This window comes from Enterococcus sp. BWB1-3 (genome assembly GCF_016745275.1).
In the GTDB taxonomy this organism is placed as follows: domain Bacteria; phylum Bacillota; class Bacilli; order Lactobacillales; family Enterococcaceae; genus Enterococcus_L.
Genome location: NZ_JADOEP010000002.1, coordinates 137225 through 156955, shown reverse-complemented (window position 1 = coordinate 156955; position 19731 = coordinate 137225). Strand labels below are relative to the sequence as shown.

The window sequence follows — 19731 nt, the reverse complement described above, 5'->3', positions numbered from 1 at the left end:
ATAGTTTATGCAGACAATGGTGTTAAATTTTTTGGTCTGGACATGCTCGCTTAAGAGTAGTGTTTCAGACTTTTTTTTTGCCTAAGTCTTCTGCAACGGGAATGAAATAATTCTCTAAAAATATTTTGTGACTGTTTTTGAACAAACTGAATTTTAGTAAGCAGCCAGAAGAGTTGAAGACGGGGAACAGTATGCGTAATGCCTCTCTCGACAAGACTTCTTCTGTAAGGTTTTCCTGTAATAATGTGATAGAATAAAACTGAGGTGAATATATGTGAAAAGAAAACTAGTTATGCCTAAACCCCTGTTTGTGGAACAGGGTCCAAAAGCAATTCTCTTACTTCATGCTTATTCCGGAAGCAGCAATGATGTTCGTATGCTTTGCCGGTATTTGGAAAAAGAGAATTATACAGTTTATACTCCCATATTTTCGGGACATGCTACGATGGCTCCAGAAGATATTTTAAATAAGACGGTGAACGACTGGGAAAACGATACGCTGCAGGCTGTTGCGTTTCTAAAAGAACATGGGTATGAGCAAATAGCAGTGCTGGGATTATCAATGGGCGGTGTTTTTGCAGTGAACCTGCTGACTCAAACATTTGATGAAATCGTTGGCGGTGGCTTCTTCTGTTCACCTATTTTCCCGGTAAAGACCCATGTGCCAGAAAATTTTGCTGTTTATGCAGAAAATGTTTTAAAGATTTCCGGAGCAGAGGCGGAGGAAATAGAAAAAAGAATGATAAGCATCAAGCAGCGGGCTGTTCAGCAGCTGGAGCAAATTGAACAATATGCTTCAGCAACTGCGGAGAATTTGGGGAAAATCTCTGTCCCAGTTTTCGCAGCTCAGGCCGGGCAGGACGAAATGATTGATGCAAAAGGTGTATTTAAAACAATTGAAGCACTGACAACTACGAAACTTACATTCAACTGGTATCCGAACAGCGGACATGTTCTGACTGTGGGTCCCGGTCATAAAGAATTAGAGCAGGATGTTGCCAATTTTTTGGAGACACTGCCTTGGGATAAGGAGAACAAATGACAAAACAAACAATTAAGGAAACAATCCTTTCTTATATGGAAGGACAAAAAAAGAAGAGCTTTTCAATGGAGGAGCTGGCAGAAGGCTTGAATCTGCAAAAAGGCTCAGATTTTAAGCTGCTTGTACAAACTGCTGCTGCTTTGGAGCGTGAAAACCTAATCGAGTTTACAAAAAAGGGCAAAATTAAATTGCCGGAAAAAGGAATTTCCGTTGAAGGTATTTTTCGGGCCAATGAACGTGGATTCGGCTTTGTTACAATTGACGAGGAGGAGCCGGATGTATATATTTCAAAGGAACATACTAATTATGCTATGGATGGAGATACCGTTATAGTTGATATTTTACAGCCGGCAGATCCTTTTTCTGAAAGAGTAGCAGAAGGAGCTGTTCTTTCGATTCAAAAAAGGGCCATCACACAAATCGTTGGAGAATTTTCCGCTTATGATGAAGAAGAGTCTGCTGAGACTGATTTATACGGCTACATTATACCTAAAGATAAAAAGCTGAGCCGCCTGACGGTCTATGCAGCAGCTGAGGGAATTAAACCAGTGGATGGCAGCGTGGTGATTATAGAAGTGACACACTATCCTGAAAAAGGGTATGCTGCGAGTTTAGAGGGAATCGTAAAAAAAGTCATTGGTCATAAGAATGATCCGGGAATGGATATTTTGTCCATTATTGTCGCTCATGGGATTCCAACTTCCTTTTCGGATGAAGTCCTTGCAGCAGCTGATAAAGTACCGGATACTATTTCAGAAGAGGATATAAAAGACCGCAGAGATTTGCGCAACTCTATGATTGTCACGATTGATGGCGAAGATGCAAAGGACTTGGATGATGCAGTTACTGTGAAGAAACTGGAAAACGGGAATTACTTTTTGGGCGTTCATATTGCAGATGTTTCCTATTACGTGACAGAAGGAAATGAAATGGACAGAGAAGCCTATGACCGGGGAACTAGTGTTTATCTAACCGATCGAGTGGTTCCAATGCTGCCGCAACGGCTGTCTAACGGTATTTGTTCGTTGAATCCTAAAGTTCCCCGTCTGACAATGAGCTGTGAGATGGAGATTTCACCTGAGGGGACTGTCATCAAGCATGAGATCTTTCAAAGTGTGATTCAGACCACTGAACGAATGACTTATACTGCTGTAAATGAAATTTTGGAAGAACAGAATGCTGAAACGATAGAAAGATACCAGCAGCTGGTACCGATGTTTCGGGAAATGGCTGAGCTTCATGCTATTTTGGAAAAAATGAGAGAACAGCGAGGTGCGATTTCATTTGAAGACAATGAAGCAAAGGTTCTGGTTAATGAAGAGGGACATCCCCAAGATATTCTGCTTCGGCAACGTGGTTTGGGCGAGCGTCTGATAGAATCATTTATGCTTGCAGCCAATGAAACAGTGGCGCGGCACTACTCTAAATTAAATCTGCCATTTATCTATCGAATCCATGAACAGCCCAAAGAGGAAAAAATGCAGCGTTTCTTTGATTTTGCTGCGATGCTGGGTATTCTGGTCAAAGGAACAAAGGCAGATATCACACCTAAAGATTTACAGCGTGTGCTGACTCAAATCGAAGGTAAGCCGGAAGAGCCTGTCATCAACACTATGCTGCTGCGCAGTATGCAGCAGGCTCGCTATTCAGAGGACAACTATGGACACTATGGTCTGGCAGCGGAATATTATACACATTTTACTTCTCCGATTCGTCGTTATCCGGATTTAATCGTTCATCGTCTGATTCGCAGCTATGGAACAGATAAATCAGAAAAAATGCAGGAAAAATGGGCTGCACACCTGCCGGATATTGCCGATCACAGTTCAAAAATGGAACGTCGGGCAGTGGAAGCTGAACGTGAAGTGGAAAGCATGAAGAAAGCTGAATTTATGGCAGACAAGATTGGTGAAGAGTATGAGGGAATTATCAGCTCAGTGACAAAATTTGGTATTTTTGTTGAGCTGCCAAATACTATAGAAGGACTTGTACATGTCAATTCGCTGAAGCAGGATTATTTCCATTTTGTTGAAAAACATCTGGCTCTTGTGGGTGAACGGACAGGATTAACATTAAAAATCGGTCAGAAGGTTCGAATCAGGGTTGAAAAATCGGAGCCGGAAACAAGGGAAATTGATTTTGAATTAATCGAAGCAGAAGAATTAGAGCGTCTGGAAATAAACAAGCCAAGATCAGAAAATAGAAGAAGCCGCAGGAGAACAGACCACGGCAAGGGAAGAGGAAAAACGAAAAATCCTGATTATAAACAGGGAAAGCAGGCATCTTCTGGTAAGAAAGCTTCTAAAGGAAAGAAAAATGGGAAAAAGCCGTTTTATAAACAAATAGGCAAAAATAAAATGAAGAACAAAAAGAAAAAATAACAACGGAGGAGTTTGTGATGCCTAAAGGAGAAGGAAAATTAGTTGCTCAAAATAGAAAAGCAAGACATGACTATACCATCATTGACACAGTGGAAGCAGGGGTTGTATTGCAGGGAACGGAAATTAAATCTATTCGTAATGGACGAATTAATTTAAAGGATGGTTTTGCCCGAATCAGAAACGGTGAAGCCTATCTTTACAATGTTCATATCAGCCCGTATGAGCAGGGAAATATTTTTAATCATGATCCTTTAAGGACAAGAAAGCTGCTGCTGCATAAAAAGCAAATCAGTAAGCTGATCGGTGAAACAAAAAATACTGGAGTTACACTGGTCCCTTTGAAAGTTTACATTAAAAACGGCTTTGCCAAAGTCTTAATTGGTCTTGCAAAAGGGAAGAAGCAATACGATAAACGTGAAGATTTGAAACGTAAAGAAGCAGATCGGCAAATCAGCCGAACACTAAAAAACAGCTTAAGATAACTATTAACGAGGCAGTGCCGGAGAATACCGTTTCTCCGCCTGTTTATTTTGATTATGAGAAGCTGGGCGGAAAAATTAATTTTTCAAAAACTTTTCATGTATTTCTAAAAGAAAAAAATCGTCTTAAATCATATTTAATTTGTTATATATTCTTTTTCGCATATTTCGCTTCTTTTCTTTATCTTCCTTGAAAAATTTGTTAGAGTGTAGAAGAAACTGATGGTCTGCCATCGTTTTTATTTAAGAGTTGGCTGCGTTCGTTTTTATGCCTCGGATAATGGTGGAATGAAGAAGAAATGAAAAGAATATTTTGTCACTTTAAATAGAGTGTCGAATTTTCATGAAAATACTTTGTAATTCGCGATCGTTGGTGGTATTATACGTTGTGGTTGAAAACAACTTTAAAAATTATCATGTAGTTGAGCGGAAAAGAGGTGAAAAAAATGGAAGAGAAAACACCCCTCTTCAATATTGGTCCCATATGGTTTGATAAGACAATTTGTATCATGGTTTTATTAACTTGTGTGATCGTTTTTGCCATAGTCTATCTCTGCACAAGAAATTTGCAGCTGAAGCCAAAAGGAAAACAGAATGTGATTGAATGGATAATTGATTTTGTTCGCGGAATTATTACAGACAACATGCCTGGTAAAGAAGTAACAAATTTTCACTTATTATCCTTCACTCTTTTTCTATTTGTTCTCGTTGCAAATACCATTGGCTTGGTTACGAAAATTACGGTTGGTGAAACTTCCTACTGGAAGAGTCCGACAGCCGATCCGATTGTTACGCTTACACTGGCGCTGATTATGATTATATTGACGCATGTATTCAGTATTAATCGATTTGGAGTAGCAGGGTATTTCAAGAATAGCTTTTTGAAGCCAGTAGGTTTTCTACTGCCGATCAAGTTTATGGAGGAGTTTACGAATCTGCTGACACTTGCTTTGCGTCTGTATGGAAATATTTATGCAGGTGAAGTGTTGTTGGGATTGATTGCAGGTTTGGTTTCTGGAGTAGGGTTTTGGGTCATTCCGCTGGCAATACCGCTGGAAATGATCTGGTTGGCCTTCTCATTGTTTATTGGCGGGATTCAAGCTTTCATTTTTGTGACTTTATCAATGGTTTACATGGCTCACAAAGTTGAAGTTGAAGAAGAGTAGTAGTTAAAAGTAAAAACGGTAGTTAACTATCAACATTTCAGGAGGAATAGAAAATGGACGGATTAAATTATATCGCAGCAGCGATCGCAGTATTTGGAGCAGCAGTAGGAGCAGCATACGGAAATGGGAAAGTGATTTCCAAGACTCTTGAATCAATGACACGTCAGCCTGAAATGGCCGGTCAGTTAAGAACAACAATGTTTATCGGGGTAGCCCTGATCGAAGCAGTTCCTATTCTGGGTGTAGTTATTGCATTATTGTTGGTGCTGAGATAATTTACTATAGAAGGCAGGACGCTGTTGGTAAAACCTACCGTCACTGCTTTCTTCTATTTATACAAAAGAGAGTGTGTGACAACTTTTTGTTTGTCTGAGGGAGCATGCAAGGACTTGCTTCTACGCTTTTTCGAATGTTCGTCGCGTGTTTGAGGATCATACAAGACATGCCAATGCTTTTTCAAGCAGGCGCATTTGTATTGAGAAGCGAACAATGTGAGAGTCGTAGATACAGGGATTTTCTGCTAGTGCAGAAACATCTAGTGAAGAGGGTATGCGAAACGATGATCTGCTGATTGTGTAGACATTCAAGCTTAAATAGGAGATAGCTGATCGCAGAGGCATATAAAGACTGGAACACCATTTATAAATTATTAAGAGTCATGATATATTTCGTCATGAACTCTGTAGAATGATTTTTACAGGAGAATATTCACAAACCAACTAAATTTTTGGTGAAGGAATAAATGGAAGCTCACTGTAAAATTCTGATAGAATACCTTTAAGAATGCAAAGAAAGGATGGCGAAACTTCATGCTTACACAGTTTATTTTAGGTGAAGCAGCGCCCAGTACAACATTGGGTACCATTATTGTTGTTACCGGAGCATTTCTAATTTTAATGCTGCTGATTAAAAAATTTGCATGGGGCGCAATTACCGATATATTAAAACAACGTGAAGATAAAATTGCAAATAATTTGGATTCTGCAGAGCAGTCTCGAATTTCGGCTGCTAAAATGGAACAACAACGCCAGGAAGAACTGCTGGCTTCTAAAACAGAAGCTGCTGAGATCATTAAGAATGCCAAAGAAAGCGGCGATCAAAACTACAGAAAAACTTTGGCAGAAACAACTGAAGAAGTGTCACGCTTAAAAGAAAAAGCAAAAAATGACATTGAACAGGAGCATGATCAGGCAATTGCAGCAATTAAAGAGGAAGTCGCATCTTTATCTATCCAGATTGCAGAAAAACTATTAACAAAAGAATTGACACCAGATGCTCATGAAGCATTAATCAATTCTTATATTGATAATTTAGGTCAACTTGATGAAACTCGATAAATACATGGTAGGTAAGCGTTACGGCAAAGCACTGTTCGAACTGGCGTTGGAAAAGCAGGAGGCCGATGATGTTTATCAACAATTATTAAAATTGAGAGAAGTCTATCATCTTGTTCCGGGAATTGGAGATATCCTTAGTGATGCTCGGCTGGAGCCTACAGAAAAAAATGAGATTATGGAACAGCTTCTGAAGGGATTTTCTGGGACTGTGGAAAGCTTTCTTCAAGTTGTTCATAGTTACAGCCGCATGAATGACATGCTGCTGATGATTGATGAATATGAACGAAGATATGATGATCATAAAAGTCTGATTTTGGGGACAGTAATTACCGCAGTACCTTTGAACAGAGAACAGCATCGTCAGATTGAAGCGAAAGCAGCAAATCTGCTGGGATATGAAGAAGCAAATTTAATTAATTTAATCGAACCTAAAATTTTAGGCGGTGCAATTATTGGAGCCAATTACAAAGTGATTGACGGCAGTCTTAGAAGACAGCTGCAGCAAATAGAAGAGCAATTGTTGAGATAGACTTTTAACAGAGAATAAAGAGGTGACGCAAATGTCCATCAAAGCAGAAGAAATCAGTGCTTTAATAAAAGAACAAATAGAACATTATCAACAGGCATTAGCAGTTGAAGAAGTGGGAACAGTAACTTATGTAGGGGATGGAATTGCCCGCGCCCATGGTTTGGAAAATGCAATGAGCGGTGAGCTTCTGGAATTTTCAAATGGAGCCTACGGAATGGCGCAAAATTTAGAATCAAATGATGTCGGAATTATCATTTTGGGTGAGTTTGAATCGATTCGTGAAGGTGATAAGATCAAACGGACCGGCAAGATTATGGAAGTTCCGGTTGGAGAAGCTCTGATTGGCCGCGTTGTCAATCCGCTGGGACAGCCCGTTGACGGTTTGGGAGAAATCAAAACAAACAAATTCCGACCAGTCGAAGCTGCGGCACCGGGAGTGATGCAGAGGAAGTCAGTAAATGAACCAATGCAAACCGGTCTGAAAGCTATTGATGCACTGGTTCCTATTGGTAGAGGTCAGCGTGAACTGATTATCGGCGATAGAAAAACAGGAAAAACATCTATTGCAATTGATACGATTATTAATCAAAAAGGTCAGGATGTTATTTGTATTTATGTTGCAATTGGACAAAAGGAATCAACAGTTCGCTCGCAGGTGGAAACACTGCGTAAATTTGGTGCGCTGGAATATACAATTGTAGTAACAGCAAGTGCTTCTCAGCCTGCGCCGATGCTTTATATTGCGCCTTATGCAGGAGCAGCCATGGGTGAAGAATTTATGTATAACGGCAAGCATGTTTTGATCATTTATGATGATTTGTCAAAACAGGCAGTTGCTTATCGTGAATTATCTTTACTGCTGCGCAGACCTCCAGGTCGTGAAGCCTATCCGGGAGATGTATTCTATCTTCATTCTCGTCTGCTTGAACGGGCAGCGAAACTGAGTGATGAACTTGGCGGCGGTTCGATGACTGCATTGCCGTTTGTAGAAACTCAGGCTGGAGATATTTCAGCGTATATCCCAACAAACGTTATTTCAATTACAGATGGTCAGATTTTCCTGGAAAGTGATTTGTTCTATTCCGGAATTCGACCTTCTGTGGATGCAGGGTTATCTGTTTCACGTGTCGGCGGCTCTGCTCAGATTAAAGCTATGAAAAAGGTTGCGGGCACACTTCGTCTGGACTTGGCAAGCTATCGTGAGCTGGAAGCCTTCACTCAATTTGGCTCAGATTTAGATTCAGCTACACAGGCAAAACTAAATCGCGGCCGCAGAACGGTTGAGATTTTGAAACAGAAGCTTCATGCTCCTTTATCAGTTGAAAAGCAGGTAGTTATTTTGTTTGCATTGACTCGAGGAATGCTGGATAGTATCAGCGTAGAAAAAATCTTGAATTTTGAAGAAGAGCTGTTCAATTATATTGATGGAAAATATCCACAACTGTTTGAAATAATTCGAGCTACAAAAGACCTTCCGGATGAGGAAGAGCTGAAAGCAGCAATCTTAGAATTCAAGGACGTTTTCAATTCTTCAAATAATACAGGAAAATCAGCAGTTGAAGAATTAAAAGAGAAAATGACCAACGCATAGAGAGGTGAGTGGAAATGGGCGCTTCATTGAATGAAATCAAACAACGTATCGCTTCAACAAAAAAAACCAGTCAAATCACTAAGGCTATGCAGATGGTTTCAGCAGCTAAGCTAACCAAATCAGAGGCTGCTTCAAAAAACTTTCAGGAATATGCTGCCAAGATTCGTTCGATTGTTACTCATCTTGTGGCTTCCCAGCTCAGTGATCTGGAAGAATTAAATGATGATTCGGCTGATTCGGATTTGAATGGCTATCATGCTATGCTGGCTACCAGACTAGTCAAGAAAACCGGGTATATTGTGATTACTTCGGATAAAGGATTAGTTGGCGGATATAACAGTTCAATTCTTAAACAGACAATGAGCATGCTTCAGAATGATCATGACCATCAAAATGAATATGTTTTGATTACGATTGGCGGAGTCGGCGCAGATTTTTTTAAGACAAGGGGATATGATATTGCCTATGAACTGAGAGGTCTGACAGATCAGCCCTCTTTTGATGAAGTCAGGAAAATCGTTTCTACAGCGACTTCAATGTACAGCAGTGAAGTATTTGATGAACTGTATGTTTGTTACAATCATCATATTAACTCTCTGACCAGTCAGTTCCGTGTTGAAAAAATGCTCCCGATTTCTGACTTGGATCCCGATGAGGATGCAGCCTATGAACAGGAATACATTTTGGAACCTTCAGAAGAAGCAATTTTAGATCATTTGCTGCCTCAATATGCAGAGAGTCTGATTTACGGGGCGATCATTGATGCCAAGACTGCAGAGCATGCCGCTGGAATGACAGCGATGAAGACAGCAACGGATAATGCGAAAACAATTATTAATGATCTGACGATTTCCTATAATCGTGCCCGACAAGGAGCTATTACTCAGGAAATTACAGAAATCGTAGCGGGAGCCGCTGCACTGGAATAAACAAAGGTCTGAAAGATAAGACTTAGGAAGACTGGAGGAAGAAACATGAGTTCAGGAAAAATTATTGAAGTCATTGGCCCGGTTGTTGATGTTGAGTTTTCTTTGGATCAGCCGCTGCCTGACATAAATAATGCATTAGTTGTATATAAAAACGGCAAAGATAAACAAAAAGTAGTACTGGAAGTTGCGTTGGAGCTTGGAGATGGTGTTATTCGTTCAATCTCCATGGAATCAACGGATGGACTGCAAAGAGGAATGGAAGTTATTGATACAGGCAAACCAATTTCTGTTCCTGTTGGTAAGGAAACGCTTGGACGGGTATTTAATGTACTCGGCAACACCATTGATCTGGAGGAACCATTTCCGGAAGATGCCAAAAGAAGCGGTATCCATAAAAAAGCACCGACTTTTGATGAGTTAAGCACCAGCAGTGAAATTCTTGAAACCGGAATTAAGGTCATTGACTTGCTTGCTCCTTACTTAAAAGGGGGAAAAGTCGGACTTTTTGGGGGTGCGGGTGTCGGGAAAACGGTACTGATTCAGGAGCTTATTCATAATATTGCACAGGAACATGGCGGAATCTCTGTATTTACCGGTGTAGGAGAACGGACACGTGAGGGGAACGATCTCTACTATGAAATGAAAGATTCAGGGGTTATCGAAAAAACTGCCATGGTATTTGGACAAATGAATGAACCGCCAGGCGCTCGTATGCGCGTTGCTTTGACCGGTTTAACGATTGCAGAACATTTCCGTGATGAAGAAGGACAGGATGTTCTGTTGTTTATCGACAATATTTTCCGCTTTACACAGGCGGGTTCAGAAGTTTCAGCTCTGCTTGGACGGATGCCTTCTGCAGTGGGCTATCAGCCTACTCTGGCAACTGAAATGGGCCAGCTGCAGGAACGGATTACTTCAACGAAAAAAGGATCAATTACTTCTATTCAGGCAATTTATGTACCGGCTGATGATTATACTGATCCTGCTCCGGCTACTGCCTTTGCCCATCTGGACGCAACAACTAATCTGGAACGACGTCTGACTGAGCAGGGAATTTATCCGGCGGTTGATCCGCTTGCTTCTTCTTCCAGTGCATTGACACCTGAAATTGTTGGCGAGGAGCACTACCATGTGGCAACTGAGGTTCAACATGTACTTCAACGATATCGAGAGCTGCAGGACATTATTGCTATTCTGGGGATGGACGAATTGTCCGATGATGAAAAAATTCTTGTAGGGAGAGCTCGTAGAATTCAGTTCTTCTTGTCTCAAAACTTTAATGTTGCAGAACAGTTTACAGGTCAGCCTGGTTCTTATGTGCCGGTTGCTGAAACCGTTAGAGGCTTTAAAGAAATTCTTGAAGGAAAATATGATGACCTGCCTGAAGAAGCGTTTAGAAGTGTAGGGCAAATTGAAGATGTTATAGAAAAAGCGAAGTCATTGAACTACTAGGAGGCGTACATGATGGATAATGTGTTAACTGTTAATGTAATGACTCCAGATGGTCTGGTTTATGACCATCGTGCCCGCATTGTCGTTGCAAGGACGACAGACGGCGAAATTGGGATTCTTCCCAAACATGCGCCGATCATCGTTCCTTTGGCAATTGACGAGGTTCGGATTAAAAGAACAGATGCAGATACACATGTAGATTGGATTGCAGTAAACGGCGGTATTCTGGAAGTTCGTGACAATATTGTCTCAATCATTGCTGACAGTGCTGAAAGAGAACGCGATATCGATGTTTCCAGAGCAGAGCGTGCAAAACAGCGTGCTGAGAAGATGATTCAGGAAGCTAGGCAAAATGATAATATTGATGAATTTAAACGGGCGAATGTGGCACTGCACAGGGCCATTAACCGGATCAATGTAGCCAAACATACGTAAAAATAAAGAAGAAGGCAGTCACAAAGAGAGCGGCTTATTTGTGGCTGTTTTTTTCATAATAGGATGTATATTTCCAATTTTTTGCCATAGATTATTAAATACATATGAATAAAAGGTATTTTTTTTATAATTTTTCCTTTTTTTGTGATAAACTATTCGTGTATTGTCTTTTACAAATAAAAGAAAGAGAACTACTGATAGAAGGAGAATCATTATGCAGTTTTATGGGATTGATGCGATTATTCGAATTGCTTCTCATGTATTATTTATATATCTGAGTTTTTGGGCATTTCAGGCTGTTAGAATTGATCAGTTTTTTAAATCTCTCCATGTTGCACAAATTAGGGTTTTGATTATTCTATTTTCTATTGTTCTGGGATATACGTCAAGTGCATTCTTTTTGGAATTTATTGCATTATGTCGTAATATCTTTATATCTTTCTTTTCATAAACAGTTATTTATGAAGTAATTGTACAAATTTACATTAAAGAGTGGTATAATAGAAAAGATTTTGAGTAGGAAAGACCTATTCTTATTTTTGGAGGGAACGAAATGGAACAGATCATTGTTCATGGCGGTAACCAATTAAAAGGAACTGTAAAGATTGAAGGAGCAAAAAATGCGGTGTTGCCGATTCTGGCAGCAACACTTTTAGCAGAAGAAGGGACTACTGTTTTAAAGAATGTACCAATCCTTTCAGATGTGTTCACAATGAATCAGGTAATCAAACACTTAAATGTAGATATAGACTTTAACGAAAAAGAGAATGAAGTAATTATTGATGCAACAAAACCGTTGGGAATTGAAGCAAATTATGAGTATGTAAGCCAAATGAGAGCTTCAATTGTTGTTATGGGACCATTACTGGCTCGTAATGGTCATGCAAAAGTTGCGATGCCAGGCGGTTGTGCAATTGGTAAACGACCAATTGATTTGCATTTGAAAGGATTTCAAGCTTTGGGAGCTGAAATTATTCAAAAGAACGGTTATATTGAAGCTGTTGCAAAAGAATTAAAGGGCAGTAGAATCTATCTTGATTTCCCAAGTGTGGGAGCAACACAGAATATTATGATGGCTGCAGTTTTGGCAAAAGGGACAACGATTATTGAGAATGTTGCCAGAGAGCCTGAAATTGTTGATTTGGCTAATGTATTGAATAAAATGGGTGCACAGGTTTATGGTGCCGGTACAGAAATGATGCGTATTGAAGGAGTGCAGAAACTGCACGCTGTTGAACATTCGGTTGTTCAGGATCGTATTGAGGCTGGTACGTTTATGGTTGCCGCTGCAATGACAGAAGGTGATGTTTTAATTGAAGAAGCAATTATTGAACATAATCGCCCGTTAATTTCTAAATTAACAGAAATGGGTGCTGTTATTAAGGAAGAAGATAAAGGTATTCGTGTCATTGGTCCAAAAGAAATTAAACCAACAGATATCAAGACATTACCTCATCCGGGATTTCCGACAGATATGCAGGCACAGGTAACTGCAATGCAGGTTTTAGCAAAAGGCTCCAGCATTGTTACTGAAACTGTATTTGAAAATCGTTTCCAGCATTTAGAGGAAATGATGAATATGAATGCAGATGTTCAGATTGATGGGAATATTGCTGTAATTAACGGTGGTAACGAGCTTCAGGGGGCTTCTGTGAATGCGACAGATTTAAGAGCCGCTGCAGCATTAATTCTGCTTGGTCTGCGTGCAAATGGAATCACACGTGTTTCTCATCTTAAATATTTGGATCGCGGCTACTATGAATTCCATAAAAAGCTTCAAAAACTGGGTGCAAAAGTAGAACGTATAAATGAAGATACTGTCGAAACAAAGGAAACAGCAGCAGTTCGTTAAGATAGGGGTAGTTAGTTATGAGTTCAACGCGCTATATTGTAGTGACCTTGTTGAAAATTTTAGTTGTTATTTCATTGGTTCTTATTCTTTTTATCACCGGCACAATGATCGGCTATGGGATTGTTGGCGGCGGAGATCCGAAAGATGTTTTTAATAAGGAAGTATGGACTCATATTCTGGACTTTTTTAAGTAGGGCTTCTTATGAATTGAAGTATACAGTAAATAGTTTGTTATTAGATAGCAAAGCTGGAATGGCGATCGTCATTCCAGCTTTTTCTATAACAGCCTAATGAAATAGTATATAAATAAAGAATAGATAAAGTTTTATGAAAATTCTTTTTTGATTTAAACTGAATAGTATATGAAAGTTTCAGCGGCTGCGAATTGTTTATGTACTTATTAATACCTGTCTGTGGTTCATAGTTAATCAATGGTGTTTAACTTTTCTATAATATTTTAGAGCTTTTTTATTTGAAAGAGAAATTCTCAGAGGAAAAATTTTTTCTATGATATAATTGTAAATGGTAATAAACACGAAAATACTGCTGTTTATTCTATGCTGGGTTTTAAATTAAGATCATCTGTGAGTGAATGGCAGAGAGATTTAGATATAAACAGAGTAATTTGTTATTTATTTTTTAACAAAACTGGGCAATAGTTGTTAATTGCTTATTGTATCTGAATCAGACCAAATGAAAGAAACTGGGAGTGATTTCTTGGTTTTCATTACTAATGAAAAGGAGCGAGATATTGATGAAAGCAATTGTTACCGAGGTAGGAGCACAGGCACTTGATGAAAAAGAGCGAATGATTATTCTTTTTGGTGAAGGTGCAACAGAAAGTTTACGTGAACATTCTGTTATTCAAAAATTTGAGGGCACTAAAGAACTAACCATTAAGGATGGGGACCAGTTAAAAATTGATAAAGCTGTTTATACAGTAAAACAGGTTGGGCCGTTTGCCAATGCAAATCTAAATAGTATTGCCCATGTAACACTGGTTTTTGATGAAATTCCGGAAGAAGATGCTGTGGTCAACGGTCTTTATCTGTCACCAACTGAATTTCCAAAAATACATGTAGGTTCTGTTATAGAATATATTTGTTGAGGAAGGTGATTGAATGTCGAAAGACCCGCAAATAAAAAAGGAAAAGACAGGAAGCCGTTTTTCATGGTTTTGGCGTTGGTTTTTAAACAGTCAGGTTGTAACTGCCTTGCTGATTGTCCTGCTGATCCTGCTGATACTATTATTGTTTACGAAGGTGTCTCATCTATTTACACCTTTGTGGCAGTTTGTCGGTGTTGTCGGACTGCCTATTATCATGGCAACAATTTTATATTATTTACTTAATCCAATTGTAGATTATTTGGAAAAAAAGCAAATTCCTCGAGTCTGGAGCATTTTTGGATTGTTTGTTGTTGTTATGGCACTCATCGTCTGGGGTGTTATTGTAATTGTTCCTGAAATACAAAGTCAGGTCGTCAGCTTTACCAATAATTTTCCCAAATATGTTGATACGATTGACAGCAAAATGCAGGAGATTTTAAGTGATCCGCTTTTTGGTCAATTGAGGCAGCCGCTAGAAGATATGGGAGATAGGCTGACTAATTCAATTGGTGATATCATTAAGAATGTTTCATCCTCAACTGTTCAGGGACTTGGAAACTTTTTTGGGGCTGTAGCTTCTGTTGTGGTAGCAGTATTCACTATGCCGTTTATTTTATTTTATCTGCTGAAAGACGGTAAACAGCTTGCACCGTTCTATATAAAGTTCCTGCCAAACAAAATGCGCAAGCCAACGTTAAGTGTTCTGTCAGAAATGCATAGTCAGGTTTCTTCTTATATCCGTGGACAGTTGACAGTGGCATTTGCTGTAGCGATGATGTTTATTATTGGGTTTTCAATAATAGGACTGGAATATTCGATCACTTTGGGAATTATAGCTGGTTTTTTGAACCTGATTCCTTATCTGGGATCGTTTCTTGCGATGGTTCCTGCAGTCTTCTTGGGGATTGTTGGAGGACCTGTATTACTGATCAAAGTATTAATTGTCTTTGTATTGGAGCAGACAATTGAAGGACGAGTTGTGTCGCCGCTTGTTTTGGGAAGTCGGCTGGATGTTCATCCAGTGACGATCTTGCTGGTTCTTCTGACTTCAGGAAAACTGTTTGGTATTACAGGAGTAATTTTAGGTATTCCTGTCTATGCTGCAGCAAAAGTATTGATTAAAAATATTTTTGAATGGTATAAAGAAGTTTCAAGCTTATATTATGATGAAAAAGAAAATGATATTGAAACCTGATTAAAAAATGATTCTTAGTTAAATAGCCGAATGCTGAACGTTTCAATTAATAAAAAAATAATATTACACAATCTAAAAACACCAATGAATGAGCTGGAAAAGTTTGCTCCATTGGTGTTTTTTTGTAAAACACTGCTTATTTTCAGTCTGTCTATCTTTAACAGCAATTGGGCTGTTTAATAAAGGTAGAACTCTGCTTACAATGATAAATATTGTATAGATGAATATTTTTTTGCTCATTAGAGAGGATGCTTTAGAAGAGAATGACTTCTTGTATGAACAAGTAGAAGTGTGCTAAACTATTTTTCGTAAACCAATTGTTTTAAAGAAGAGGGGGGAAGTGAAATAGCTACTATTACATTTAGAGTGACAGAGGAAGAAAAAGATTTCCTGAAAAAGGTTGCTAAGTTCAATAACAAGACAATTTCTGAGTTTGTTAAAGAGAAAGTTTTGGCATCTGCTGAAAATCAGATTGATTTCTACACTTATAAAAAATTAATGGCACAGCATAATGAAAAAGATGGAAATACTTCACATACTACTATACTTGAACACTAATGGGCTGAATATCCTTTAGTTTCTGCATTGATGTTTTTTTGTAAAATAAATGAGGTTGTGACATAAGTCTATGAAAAAAACTCCAGAAATGACGGGAAACCGCTCCTTTCTGGAGTTTTTTGGGTAAAGTAAAAGAGTACGGTAGCCACCGTACTCTAAATCATTCAATCCCCGAAAGGATCAAAATCATGCATACAAATTATAACATGAATCAGCTCACTGGCAATGACTTCTCTTCTCAATCTTATGTCACAATCCCATTACTGTAATTTTTAGAAGTTTTTGCCAAAATCAGCTGCTTTTGTCAGTGCTTGGTTCATCAATTCCTCCTCACGCTCAGGTGCATAATCAATGCCTTCAATAAATAACTGCTGTACATTTTCAATTCCAATAAAGTTTAAAATCCCTTTTACATATTGAGAAGAGAAGTCATTGCCTTCGTAAACTCCCCCATTTGACTGAATATGCAAAACATCTTTTCCGGCAGCTAAGCCTTTAGGTCCTTCTTCAGTATATTTGAATGTTTTTCCGGCAACATTGATTGTATCAATCCATGCTTTCAAACGAGTCGGTACGTTCAAATTCCATAAAGCATTGGCAATTACAACCTTATCTGAATCAATAAATTGCTCTGTAAGATCATTAAAACGGGCAATTTTTTGTTGTTGAGATTCATTCAGACTTGTGAATTCTGCACCGGCACGCAATGCATTCCAGCCAGACAATAGTTCTTCATCAATTTCGGGAATGAAATCATTGTAAACATCAAGCACTTCAATTTCATCATTTGTATTTGCTGATTTATAACTTTCTAAGAATGAGTCCAACGCACGTACTGAACGTGATTCCTCTTTTGTTAGCGGATGGGCTTTAACAACTAATAATTTTGACATGTAGTTTCTCCTCTTCTTTAGGCTCGACAACAGACAGGACGGAATAGCTATTTCTAAAAAGAAATCTAATGAGTCAGTGCTTCTGCAGAACCTGATTTTCGTTTTAAACATAGTAGTGAAAAATATAACAGTATCATTTTACTAATAAAAAGTAAGAGAATCAATTTATTTGCCTGATAAAATTTCTGTTTTTTTCTGAGATTGAAAAAATAGAAGACCAAGACTTTTTCATCAGTTATTTAGTTGGAGAAATTGTATTGCGTACACGTTGAATAGATTTTTGAGATGCTTCTTTTTCTCTAAACATACAAATAACGAAGAGACAGTCAATAATACTTAATTGAGAGATTCTCGAAGAAAGAGCCTCAGAACGAAATTCGATTTCCTCTGCAATGGAAAGGAAGGTCAGATCGGCCATTTCTGCCAGTTTAGAATTTGGACGACTGGTCAGAACAATTAATGCAGCTCCTGATTTTTTTACGACCTCTGCCAGCTTGATTGTTTCTTTTGTCTGTCCGGAATGTGAAATGACAAATGCGCAGTCTGTTTTATTCAGCAAAGAAGCTTCCATCAATTGGATATGGTAATCAGAGTATTGGCTGACAGAGATAGGAGATCTTAGAAATTTATGAAAGGCATCCTGTGCTACAACATTTGAACCGCCGATTCCAAAAAAAGAAACTTTATGAGCTTGGGTGAATAAATCCGCTGCCTTAACTAAGTCTGTTTCTACCAGCAGCTGACGAGTATCTTTTAACGCCTGAATATTTGAATCGAAAACTTTTTGACTCATTGTCAGCTCATTATCATTCTGTTCAATCGTTTCATGAATTGAGAGAATGGTTGAATCACTTTCCTGCATTAATAAAGCAAGCTTAAAATTTTTGAAGCCGGAAAAGCCCAGCTTTTTTGTGAACTGGAAAAAAGTGGAATCTGCAATATTTAGTTCCTTAGACAGGTCGCTGATACTGCTGTGACTGACTTTTTCTGGGTGATCTAAAATGTATTGAGCAATTGTCTGCTCTTTTTGGCTTAAATTAGGCATAAGGGTTTTTATACTTAAACGAATCGGGATATTCTCCAAAAAATCGCCTCCGTTTCCTTCTTTATCTATATAGTAATAGCTTATACTTTGAGAAAGAAAAAATCAAAAGAAAAAATATTTTTGTTTTTATGGTTTACAAAAAAATATTTTTTTGTATAATAGAGTTAATAGAACAGGAGGATGCAGAGAATGAAGATAGGAATTATTGGATTAGGTAAGATGGGCATGAATCTGGCATTTAATTTAAAGGATCATGGGTACGATGTTCGTGGAGTGGATCTTTCTGAAGCTGTTGTAAAAGAGGCGGAGAAGAATAATATCACTGTTTACGAAAAAAGTGAAGCTCTGATAGGATCTTTTGAGCAGGAACGAAAAATCATTTGGCTGATGCTGCCTTCAGGTGAACCAACAGAAGCAGTGCTGAATGAATTGCTTCCACAACTGGGTCGATATGATATTGTGATTGAAGGCGGAAATTCCAATTATAAGGATTCAATTAGACGGGCTGAAAAATTTGCTGAAGAAGGGGTCTATTATCTGGATTGCGGAACTTCAGGAGGAATTTCTGGTGCACGAAACGATGCCTGTCTAATGGTTGGAGGTGCTGTCGAAGCTGTTTATGCAATGGAACAGGTTTTCAAAGATGTAACAGTTGAAAATGGATTTCTATATGCTGGCAAGTCTGGAAGCGGACATTTTCTTAAGATGATTCATAATGGGATTGAGTATGGCATGATGCAGGCAATAGGAGAAGGCTTCCAGCTAGTGGAAGCCAGCGACTACGATTTTGACTTGGCTAAAGTAGCAAAAGTCTGGAATCATGGATCAGTCATTCGAAGCTGGTTGATGGAGTTGGCACAAAATGCGTTTGAGGAAAGCCCTGGGTTGGAAAATTACCGGGGAATTGTTTCAGCATCTGGAGAAGCTAAATGGACGGTGGAAACAGCGTTGGATATGGAAGTACCTGTACCTGTTATTGCATTGAGTCTCATGATGCGCAATCGTTCTCAAGAGGAAGACAGCTTTTCTGGAAAAGTTGTTTCAGCTCTGAGAAACGGCTTCGGCGGACATGCTGTTGTTGAAAAATAATCATTGATCCTTTCCGGGGAAAAATATATATAATAACATTGGGGGAGACATTAGTATATCCTGCTTTCTAAAATCAAATAAATGGTATTCTAAAGCTCCTCCATACCTCTGCGAGTAGCTATCTCTTTGTATATGGAATAAATTCTGAAAAATTTATCCTCATTTGAGCTTCGTATGCCATCCTGATAAAAGTTTCTATTTCAGTAGAAAATCCTCGTCTCTACCGATATAAACGTGCCTATTTGGAAATATGCGACTCTCAGACATGTGATGAGTAATTGTAGGAATACACTCTAAGTTGAGATTTACATTCTCTTTGTCTGTAACAGTTCACTTGGACTTCAGTGTCCTTAAAAAGATAACATCAATAAGTTTTTACGTGGCATAATGACCTCAAATATAGGGTGAGGCGGTAACATGAGAATGCTGCGAAAAGATCGGGTACTCCATCTCCTTTTGCAGTTGACGAGAGATCAGTATGAAATGCGTAAGGAGAATCTTTCCGGTATCACTGCAAAGGAAATTGCTGACCATTTAAAGATTACCTCTGCGAATGCGAGTAAAGAACTGAATCCGCTAGTTAAAGAAAGCGCTTAAAATAAAAGGGAAACAGGTTCTGTTTTTAGCGACAGAAATTTTTTCGTCTATTT

At 38.7% G+C, this 19731-nt stretch carries 21 protein-coding genes; 19 read left to right on the top strand and 2 right to left on the bottom strand.

Annotated elements, in window-relative coordinates; all coding sequences use genetic code 11:
- Nucleotides 1–292 precede the first annotated feature (292 nt).
- The 17 genes from IW492_RS02280 (at nucleotide 293) to relB (ending at nucleotide 16054) form a co-directional block, all read left to right on the top strand.
- The gene (locus IW492_RS02280) at nucleotides 293–1042 is read left to right on the top strand and encodes an alpha/beta hydrolase (protein WP_202065044.1); all 750 of its coding nucleotides are present in this window, start codon (nucleotides 293–295) and stop codon (nucleotides 1040–1042) included.
- Nucleotides 1039–3423, top strand: a complete 2385-nt coding sequence (gene rnr, locus IW492_RS02275) for a ribonuclease R (protein ID WP_202064707.1) — start codon at nucleotides 1039–1041, stop codon at nucleotides 3421–3423. The genes IW492_RS02280 and rnr overlap by 4 nt, the downstream gene beginning before the upstream one ends.
- Nucleotides 3424–3440: 17 nt before the next feature.
- Complete coding sequence (smpB, locus tag IW492_RS02270) at nucleotides 3441–3905, top strand: SsrA-binding protein SmpB (protein ID WP_202064699.1); 465 nt, start codon at nucleotides 3441–3443, stop codon at nucleotides 3903–3905.
- Nucleotides 3906–4348: 443 nt separating this feature from the next.
- On the top strand, nucleotides 4349–5068 hold the full coding sequence (atpB, locus tag IW492_RS02265) for a F0F1 ATP synthase subunit A (protein ID WP_202064693.1): 720 nt from the start codon (nucleotides 4349–4351) through the stop codon (nucleotides 5066–5068).
- A gap of 53 nt (nucleotides 5069–5121) precedes the next feature.
- Nucleotides 5122–5343 (top strand): F0F1 ATP synthase subunit C, encoded by a 222-nt coding sequence (gene atpE, locus IW492_RS02260; RefSeq protein ID WP_202064692.1) that lies wholly within the window; start codon nucleotides 5122–5124, stop codon nucleotides 5341–5343.
- A gap of 534 nt (nucleotides 5344–5877) precedes the next feature.
- A complete protein-coding gene (gene atpF, locus IW492_RS02255) occupies nucleotides 5878–6405 on the top strand; it encodes a F0F1 ATP synthase subunit B (protein ID WP_202064690.1) in 528 nt (175 codons plus the stop codon).
- Nucleotides 6392–6934, top strand: coding sequence for an ATP synthase F1 subunit delta (gene atpH / locus IW492_RS02250; protein ID WP_202064689.1), 543 nt, complete (start codon nucleotides 6392–6394; stop codon nucleotides 6932–6934). The genes atpF and atpH overlap by 14 nt, the downstream gene beginning before the upstream one ends.
- Before the next feature lie 31 nt (nucleotides 6935–6965).
- Nucleotides 6966–8525, top strand: coding sequence for a F0F1 ATP synthase subunit alpha (gene atpA / locus IW492_RS02245; protein ID WP_202064688.1), 1560 nt, complete (start codon nucleotides 6966–6968; stop codon nucleotides 8523–8525).
- A gap of 14 nt (nucleotides 8526–8539) precedes the next feature.
- Nucleotides 8540–9454 carry a F0F1 ATP synthase subunit gamma gene (locus IW492_RS02240; protein ID WP_202064687.1) on the top strand — a complete coding sequence of 305 codons (915 nt, stop codon included), beginning with the start codon at nucleotides 8540–8542 and terminating at the stop codon, nucleotides 9452–9454.
- Nucleotides 9455–9499: 45 nt separating this feature from the next.
- On the top strand, nucleotides 9500–10906 hold the full coding sequence (atpD, locus tag IW492_RS02235; RefSeq protein ID WP_202064686.1) for a F0F1 ATP synthase subunit beta: 1407 nt from the start codon (nucleotides 9500–9502) through the stop codon (nucleotides 10904–10906).
- A gap of 12 nt (nucleotides 10907–10918) precedes the next feature.
- Entirely contained in the window at nucleotides 10919–11341 is a 423-nt protein-coding gene (locus IW492_RS02230) for a F0F1 ATP synthase subunit epsilon (RefSeq protein WP_202064685.1), read from the top strand.
- A gap of 214 nt (nucleotides 11342–11555) precedes the next feature.
- Nucleotides 11556–11792, top strand: a complete 237-nt coding sequence (locus IW492_RS02225; RefSeq protein ID WP_202064683.1) for a DUF1146 family protein — start codon at nucleotides 11556–11558, stop codon at nucleotides 11790–11792.
- A gap of 102 nt (nucleotides 11793–11894) precedes the next feature.
- Complete coding sequence (murA, locus tag IW492_RS02220; RefSeq protein ID WP_202064682.1) at nucleotides 11895–13193, top strand: UDP-N-acetylglucosamine 1-carboxyvinyltransferase; 1299 nt, start codon at nucleotides 11895–11897, stop codon at nucleotides 13191–13193.
- 17 nt (nucleotides 13194–13210) lie between these two features.
- Nucleotides 13211–13387, top strand: coding sequence for a DNA-directed RNA polymerase subunit beta (locus IW492_RS02215; protein WP_202064678.1), 177 nt, complete (start codon nucleotides 13211–13213; stop codon nucleotides 13385–13387).
- A gap of 560 nt (nucleotides 13388–13947) precedes the next feature.
- Nucleotides 13948–14301 (top strand): PTS glucitol/sorbitol transporter subunit IIA, encoded by a 354-nt coding sequence (locus IW492_RS02210; protein ID WP_202064676.1) that lies wholly within the window; start codon nucleotides 13948–13950, stop codon nucleotides 14299–14301.
- A gap of 13 nt (nucleotides 14302–14314) precedes the next feature.
- The gene (locus tag IW492_RS02205) at nucleotides 14315–15496 is read left to right on the top strand and encodes an AI-2E family transporter (RefSeq protein ID WP_202064674.1); all 1182 of its coding nucleotides are present in this window, start codon (nucleotides 14315–14317) and stop codon (nucleotides 15494–15496) included.
- Nucleotides 15497–15841: 345 nt separating this feature from the next.
- Entirely contained in the window at nucleotides 15842–16054 is a 213-nt protein-coding gene (gene relB / locus IW492_RS18490; protein WP_202065041.1) for a type II toxin-antitoxin system RelB family antitoxin, read from the top strand.
- Nucleotides 16055–16326: 272 nt separating this feature from the next.
- Here the strand turns inward: relB and IW492_RS02195 are convergent, their stop codons facing one another.
- Nucleotides 16327–16947 (bottom strand): FMN-dependent NADH-azoreductase, encoded by a 621-nt coding sequence (locus IW492_RS02195; RefSeq protein ID WP_202064672.1) that lies wholly within the window; start codon nucleotides 16945–16947, stop codon nucleotides 16327–16329.
- A 235-nt stretch (nucleotides 16948–17182) separates the two neighbouring features.
- Nucleotides 17183–17992 (bottom strand): MurR/RpiR family transcriptional regulator, encoded by an 810-nt coding sequence (locus tag IW492_RS02190; protein ID WP_202065039.1) that lies wholly within the window; start codon nucleotides 17990–17992, stop codon nucleotides 17183–17185.
- Between the two features lie 189 nt (nucleotides 17993–18181).
- On the opposite strand from IW492_RS02190, the gene gnd reads away from it, so the two are divergent.
- Nucleotides 18182–19081: a phosphogluconate dehydrogenase (NAD(+)-dependent, decarboxylating) gene (gnd, locus tag IW492_RS02185; protein WP_202064670.1), complete on the top strand. Its 900-nt coding sequence runs from the start codon at nucleotides 18182–18184 to the stop codon at nucleotides 19079–19081.
- Between the two features lie 423 nt (nucleotides 19082–19504).
- Nucleotides 19505–19678, top strand: coding sequence for a hypothetical protein (locus IW492_RS02180; protein WP_202064662.1), 174 nt, complete (start codon nucleotides 19505–19507; stop codon nucleotides 19676–19678).
- Nucleotides 19679–19731: the final 53 nt, after the last annotated feature.